Annotated in this window: 6 protein-coding genes; 5 read left to right on the top strand and 1 reads right to left on the bottom strand. The window is 55.1% G+C overall.

Going from position 1 to position 6,752, the window contains the following annotated elements:
- The first annotated feature begins 402 nt into the window (after positions 1–402).
- Together ACLP2E_RS10810 and ACLP2E_RS10805 are read left to right on the top strand one after the other, a co-directional pair.
- Entirely contained in the window at positions 403–744 is a 342-nt protein-coding gene (locus tag ACLP2E_RS10810; protein WP_442465918.1) for a phasin family protein, read from the top strand.
- Between the two features lie 218 nt (positions 745–962).
- The gene (locus ACLP2E_RS10805) at positions 963–1,574 is read left to right on the top strand and encodes a phasin family protein (RefSeq protein WP_442465917.1); all 612 of its coding nucleotides are present in this window, start codon (positions 963–965) and stop codon (positions 1,572–1,574) included.
- 373 nt (positions 1,575–1,947) lie between these two features.
- Here the strand turns inward: ACLP2E_RS10805 and ACLP2E_RS10800 are convergent, their stop codons facing one another.
- The gene (locus ACLP2E_RS10800; protein ID WP_442465916.1) at positions 1,948–3,267 is read right to left on the bottom strand and encodes a polyhydroxyalkanoate depolymerase; all 1,320 of its coding nucleotides are present in this window, start codon (positions 3,265–3,267) and stop codon (positions 1,948–1,950) included.
- A gap of 147 nt (positions 3,268–3,414) precedes the next feature.
- On the opposite strand from ACLP2E_RS10800, the gene ACLP2E_RS10795 reads away from it, so the two are divergent.
- The 3 genes from ACLP2E_RS10795 to ACLP2E_RS10785 all read left to right on the top strand — a co-directional run bounded on the left by ACLP2E_RS10795 (position 3,415) and on the right by ACLP2E_RS10785 (position 5,954).
- A complete protein-coding gene (locus ACLP2E_RS10795; protein WP_442465915.1) occupies positions 3,415–4,086 on the top strand; it encodes a Crp/Fnr family transcriptional regulator in 672 nt (223 codons plus the stop codon).
- Positions 4,087–5,175: 1,089 nt separating this feature from the next.
- A complete protein-coding gene (locus ACLP2E_RS10790) occupies positions 5,176–5,523 on the top strand; it encodes a response regulator (RefSeq protein ID WP_442465914.1) in 348 nt (115 codons plus the stop codon).
- 221 nt (positions 5,524–5,744) lie between these two features.
- A complete protein-coding gene (locus tag ACLP2E_RS10785; protein WP_442465913.1) occupies positions 5,745–5,954 on the top strand; it encodes a hypothetical protein in 210 nt (69 codons plus the stop codon).
- Positions 5,955–6,752: the final 798 nt, after the last annotated feature.

The following is a 6,752-nucleotide window of genomic DNA, read 5'->3' as shown; positions in this document are numbered from 1 at the left end:
GCCGACAATTTGATATCCTACTGCGATAGCGCGCGCGAAGGCCAAGCGGGTGTCAGCTCGCAGAGACAATCTGCATAATCACAGATCACTTCGCAAAGCCGAAGCAGAGCCCCGCAGCTGCTTGAATGCACCGGGGCTCGTTGTGCGTCTATTGCAGGTTTGTTTGCCGCACAGTCTCAGCGCGAAACCGCCACAAGAGGCCAAAGTTGCAGTTCGAGTGACGTTACAGCGGCTGACGTTACAACAAGTGACAAATGTAAATCTCTCTTATTCTGTGGCGTAGGCCACAGACAGGATTTGTGCGCTGCACTATAGGGCAAAATGCGAGCCGAAAAAGCGCGCTCGCCGATGGAGTCACGTCGAGCCAGACAACCGTCGCACCACCTATGAGAGGGGATAAAATTGGCCTACCAATTCGATGATTTCCAGAAATACGGCAAAGAGCAACTCGAGGTGGTGACCACTTCGTCGTCATCGCTTGCCAAGGGCTGGCAGACAATCGCCGCCGAATCGAGCGAGTATTCGAAGAAGTCGTTCGAGAACGGTTCCGCTTTCTTCGAAAAGCTGCTCGGCGCCAAATCTTTTGAGAGCGCCATTCAGATTCAGTCCGAATATACCAAGACGGTTTTGGAGGAGCTCGTTGGATATGTAACGAAAACGAGCGAACTTTATGCCGACCTTGCCAAAGAGGTTTTCAAGCCGATCGAAACCGCGATCACCAAGGTTCAAGCCGCCAAAGTATAGCCTGCGGTGAGTCGCGCAGTGAGGCGGGAGCCAGTCTCTTTTTGCGGGGCAACCGGCTGACTCCTTTAGCAGCGCTCTGCCGGAAACCTGCCCAACTCTACCGCGACATCGAGTGACATGACTTGAGCGCCGTCTGAAGCAGCTCTGCGAGCCCAACAAGCTCGCAGACTTCAGCCCGGCTAGCAGAGCCGGCGTACTAATGACCAGGGGAAAATGCCATGACTAAGGCGCGGGATGACAAAGGGGCTGAGACCAAAGCCAACGTCAGGGCCACGACCAGGCCTGTTGCCAGGACTAAGGCCAACGAACCAATGGCTAAAACTAGCGAAGATGAAATGGCTGCGGCCACGAACGGTTACTCGGCTGAGGTCACGGAAGACGCCATGGCAAAAGCCATCAACACTGAGGCGGACGAGACGAGGGAAGGTGCTGGAATTGAGACCGAGCAAGATATAAGAACTGAGAGCAAGGGAGATGGCGTGGCCGTCAATATTTATAACTTCCAAAAACTCAGCACCGAGCAACTCGAGTCGAACGCCTCTGCGGCCTCCTCTTTTCTCGATACACTCCAAGCCATCGCCGCCGAAGCGAGTGATTACTCGAGACGGTCGCTGGAGAACAGGTTTACTGTCGTTGCAAAACTGCTCGGCGCGACAACTTTCGAGAGCGCCATTCAGATCCAGTCGGAACATGCGAAGACGTCTTACGCGGGCTTCATTGCCTATTTGATGAAAATGACCGACCTTCGTGCCAACCTCGCCAGAGAGTTTTTCAAGCCGATCGAAACCGCGATCACCAAGGTTCAAACCTTCTCCACCAATGACGCATGAAACTCCGGGCTATTATGGACCGCGATGTTAGGATCTATTCCAAGGACCTTATTGAAACTCTTCGCAAGCGTATCGTGGAGCTTGAGGACCTAGAAGCGCGTAGGGCGGCGACACCAGACACTTGCGAAATGCTGGTCGATCTCCACGAGCTGTTGGATAAACTTCAAACGATGTTGTCGGAGCGTGCTGGCAAGACATCGCATTGACGCGGCTCGACTTGCGAGAGCTGAGGCGTCCCACCCGGACTTTCAAGATGAAATCACAAGTGCCACCTTGGGTTATCGTCGTCATATCCGAACGCTCACAAGAAGGCTCGCAAGAGCTTGATATCAAAGCAATCGGTTTGACTCAGACTGTTAACCCACCTGGTACATTAACTCGCCGCCCTTTCGGCGCACTTTGTCTCCGCCGTTGCCACCAGCTTCAAGGCATGGACCGGACGGCTTATCCGGGCATGGAACTCCCGGATCCTGGGCACGATCTCGTTACGGAAACGGGAACCGTTGAATACGCCGTAATGACCGACCTTCTCTTGTAAGTAGTTCGCTTTCATCGAGTGGGGAAGGCTTTGGCAGAGGTCCTGCGCGGCGAGGGTTTGGCCGATCCCCGAAATGTCGTCGTTTTCACCTTCCACGGTGAGCAACCCCACACGGCGTATGGCGGCAAGGTTCACTGGCGTGCCGCGATGCGTCATTTCGCCTTTCGGCAATGCATGTTTGACAAACACGGTATCGATGGTCTGCAAAAAGAATTCGGCGGTCAGATCCATGACAGACCGGTATTCATTGTAAAATTCGCGGTGTTTGGCCGCCGAATCTCCGTCGCCGGTGACAAGATGATCGAAGAAGTCGAAATGAGCGTTGACATGACGATCTATATTCATCGCCAAGAAGCCGGTCAGTTGCAGAAAGCCGGGATACACATCTCGTCCCACCCCTGCATAGCCATAAGGAACGGTGCAGATGCAATGGCGCCTAAACCATTCGCTGCCGCGCTCCTGGGCTAGAAGATTGACCTTGGTCGGGCTTCGCCTGGTGTCGATCGGGCCGCCCATCAACGTCATTGAGGCGGGCACGTGCGGATTGTCCTGTGCTTCCATCAAGGCAACGGCGGCAATCAGGGGGACCGCCGGCTGGCAAACCCCGAGCGTATGCAGGCTCAACCCGTCATGCTCCTTGCTCAGGGTCTCGCACATGGCGATCACGTAATCGATGTAATCGTCAAGGTCGAACCGGCCGGCGGCAAGGGAAAGCGTCCGGGAATCGATCCAATCGGTGATGTAGACGTCATAGAAGGGAAGAAACGCTTCCACAGTGCCGCGCAGCAGGGTCGCGTGATGGCTCGACATGGGCGCGACGATCAAAAGCTTTTGCCGCGGCTGGGGGACTCCGGTGTCAAACTGCGTTTCAAAATGGAGAAGCTTGCAAAACGGACGCTCCCACACAACCACCTCGACGATAGGAACGATTGCGCCGTCAACGACCGTCGTGGCGAGATCGAACGCGGGCTTGCCGTAACGACGGGTCAATCGCTCAAAAATTTTCGCCGTGGCGGTCAGATTCCGGCCCGCGGCCGTAAGGGATAACGGATTGACGGGGTTCTCTAGCCACGTCCGCGCGACATCCGAAACAGCACGTGCCGGAGCCCAGGCAAAATGGGCCATTTCATGCATTTCATAGGAAAATGGCAGCATTTTTCTTATTGTCCCCAAAAGCTCAAGTACCAGACAACGAAGAGACGATCTGATCAAAACTGCTCATGGCGCAACTTTTGATCGCGGAAAATCTTATGATAATAAAAGGTTCGCTCTTTAGAGAAGCGCGCTAGAGAAGCTCGTGCTATGGCGATCAAACGTCGACTTTCCTTCAATCCGAAATCTTTTCTTGCTAAGGTTGGCGAGGGCCGGAGCATTCATGCGTATCCCAGAGAGCGGATCGTCTTCTCACAGGGAGATTCCGCCGATGCGGTCTTCTTCCTTCAGACCGGCAAGGTAAAGGTCACGGTCGTTTCGAAGCGAGGCAAGGAAGCCGTCGTCGCAATTCTGGGTGCGAACGATTTCTTCGGAGAAGGATGTTTGGCCGGACAGAGGCACCGGATAGCAACGGCCACGACGATCATGGAATCCGTCATCGTGCGGCTGGAAAAAGCGGCGATTCTCCGCGTGATCCATCAGGAACCAGCGTTTGCCGAGGTGTTCATAGCGCATCTTCTTGGCCGGACCATCCGCGTCGAAGCAGACCTTGTCGATCTGCTGTTCAATTCGAGTGAGAAACGTCTTGCCCGCCTGCTCCTGCTGCTGGCGAACTTTGGCAAGGAAGATAAACCGGAGCCGCTGATCACGAAAATCAGCCAGGAGACGCTTGCGGAGATGATCGGCACGACCCGGTCCCGCGTGAGTTTCTTCATGAACAAATTTCGAAACCTGGGCTTCATTCACTACAACGGCGGCATCCAAGTCCACAGTTCGTTGTTGAATCTCGTTCTACACGAGGAGCCGCGCATCGAGCCTTAAACGTGCTCATTTTGCCGACGCGCGGGAGCATGTGGATTCGATCCACGAACCTCTTGATGTGAGCAATTTTGTACAGACTTCACCTTGGATTGGGTGTAGCGGCTAATCTTGGTCACACATATGGTACGTTAACGGTCAAAGTTCGGCTGCGCCGGTGGGGTTCGGGTGCTTCTTGCTGGCCAGAAGCGCCCGCCGACCAACTCGCAGTTCCCGCGGCGGGCGCTTTCTTTTGTCCAGAGCTTATCGGTCAATTTCTCGTATTCGCGCTTGGGCCAGCGCGTGAACTATCGTACTGGAAAGTGAGATGGACGACGATGGCGTAGACCCTTCATTTGAAGCGGGGATGGAGGCAAGGGCGGCGCAGGAACAATGCCTTTTGGCGCTTCTCGATTCGCGAGCTGCCGATGTATGCCAGGCGACTGCTGAGCGCCCGCTTGTGGTTAAGCGCAAGTCCCCGCAGGCTGCCCGACAGGCTCGGGAGAACTCGGCAGACTTTCAGGAGTTGTGCCGCAAATCGAGGCAATTTGAAGCATCCAAGCTAAGGTTTCTTCGTTGAACCAACCGCCTAGTGGTTCGATGTTAACGGAAGATTCCTACGGCCCCCCACCACCTGCTTCGCGATCCTTCTTCGCCCGTACTCGCTGGCCCGGCGGCCGACATTCGAAACCCAATCATAGGAGGGAACGCAGCTACGGTCGCCTTCTGTATGGCATTGTGAGGTCGCTATCGGCGTGGGGCTTTTGAAGAATGGCGACCGCTTCGCCTAAATCAGGTTGTCCGCGATCGACCCGGTAGCCAGTCGTAATCACGACAGCTATCCTACGCTCTGAATTATCGGCAGGCGTGAGCACCGCGAGCAGTCGGTTCCGCCTGCTCTGGCTGGAGTATTCCGATGCCAAAGCCGTGTTCCTGCCCGACCGGAGGGGCCAGGGATGAACAGGCTGGCGCGCAGCGCCTCCAGCTCATGCTCATATAGGCGGCGAATAAGGCAACGTCTGTCAGATATCCGACTTAGCGGTAGAAACCTTTTCTTTCGTCAAAGGGTTAATGGTCCGCTACTTGTCCTAGCGACCGCCACGGCTGCGTTCCATGAAAATATTGCACATCCTCATTGTCGAAGATGAACCTTGGGTCGCCATGGACCTGGAAATGATAATCATCAAGATCGTGACGGCTACCGTCGTGATTGAAGGGTCTGTCGCAGCGACCAAGGAGGCTTTGCATGAAGCCCTAGACTTTGCTTTTTTGGATGTCGATGTGACAAACGGCAAGACGTTCGAGATTGCGCACATTCTCGAACGCAAGCATGTGCCTTTTGTGTTTGTTTCTGGCTCACCTCAAGACGAGCTGCCATTTGAGTTGCGTAGCGTGCCCTTCATTCCCAAGCCTTTTGATGCGGCTCAGATTGAGAGCGCGCTGCAGGCTGTCGCAAACTAACCTTCGCCACTCTGGCTAATCCTCAACCGCATTGTGATACGCGAAGGAGCATTGCACTCACGCTTGCCAGTGAACCGTAACCTGCAACTGCTAGGGCGAGCCTTTCACCGGCAGAACAGACGTAGACATCCTCCTCACTTGAGCACGTCACGGAAAATCTGCGGCCATTTCAGCTAATACTTGTTATAAATTAGGTTTGACCCGATCTTAGGGAGGCATCGTTGAACACCGAGGCGATCCACTTCGTTGCCAAGGCCATCCGCGCCCAAAACACCGTGCTCCCGAATGGAGAGCGCTTGAAATTCGATATGAAGAACTGGTGCGGCACGGCTTGCTGCATCGCCGGCTGGACCAACGTTCTCATTACCGATGACGAAAACGCGCGCAAGGACGAGCATGATTTGTTTGCTCCGAAAGAAAGCTTGGATTAACAAGAACTCAAGCTCTGGAACTCTTCAGCCCCGCCCTGACGATCCCCTATAGCGAGGTCACTCCACAACAGGCTGCGGAAGTCCTCTTGCGCCTTGCCGACACCGGTTCGGTGGATTGGGGAGACTTGAAGAACCCCCTTGGCCCGCCCGGTCTCAAAGCAGAGGGCTACCCCGCGTTTCTCCGTGGAAAACGTAAATTCGCCAGGTGATGAGATGTGCCGAATAAATTGCTGCCGTCCTCAAGATCGATTGGTGATTTCGGCCCCCAGCCGCCAGTTCAAAAATATTCGATGACGGCCTGCCGTTTAATTACCTCTTTGGGTCAAGCAGGTACAACGAAGCGACTTTCGTAAAGGTCCGCTTTAGGGTCGATTTCTGCCGTTCGCCCCAGGCACGAACGACAATCATTCATCTACCATCTTGGTCCGCTTGCGAACTTGGAATCTACGCCTTTTTCAGGTGACAAAACACATTGATGGCACTTCGTTCGACGATCCGTCTGCGATACAGCAAACACGCTGAAATCCGGATAGCCCTTTTTTCGAAAGGAATAACAGGCGGCGCAGTCACATGCCTGGAGAAGGCGACGGGCGCGGCGGCGAGGGAGGCTCTGCTTCGGGAGCGAGCGCGGAACGGGTCGCTGAGGGAGGCGAGGGGGCTTCCGGCGCTGCGGTGGCGGCAAGAATGGGACCAGGGACATCAGTGGCTTGCGCCGCCGGGCGTCTGCCATGCAAGTGATCCATGACCATCTCAGCGGCGTCTTTGAGCATGGTTGCACAACGCTGGAGAGTCTCCTCG

It is taken from the genome of Rhodoblastus sp., assembly GCF_052145335.1.
Lineage (GTDB): Bacteria > Pseudomonadota > Alphaproteobacteria > Rhizobiales > Beijerinckiaceae > Rhodoblastus.
The sequence above is the reverse complement of the archived record's forward strand: the minus strand, read 5'-3'. Positions and strand labels throughout refer to the sequence as shown.

Excerpts from the sequence above, each read along its gene's own strand:
- ACLP2E_RS10800 (WP_442465916.1), bottom strand. The coding sequence starts at position 3,267 with ATGCTGCCATTTTCCTATGAAATGCATGAAATGGCCCATTTTGCCTGG.
- ACLP2E_RS10795 (WP_442465915.1), top strand. The coding sequence starts at position 3,415 with ATGGCGATCAAACGTCGACTTTCCTTCAATCCGAAATCTTTTCTTGCT.
- ACLP2E_RS10805 (WP_442465917.1), top strand. The coding sequence starts at position 963 with ATGACTAAGGCGCGGGATGACAAAGGGGCTGAGACCAAAGCCAACGTC.
- ACLP2E_RS10790 (WP_442465914.1), top strand. The coding sequence starts at position 5,176 with ATGAAAATATTGCACATCCTCATTGTCGAAGATGAACCTTGGGTCGCC.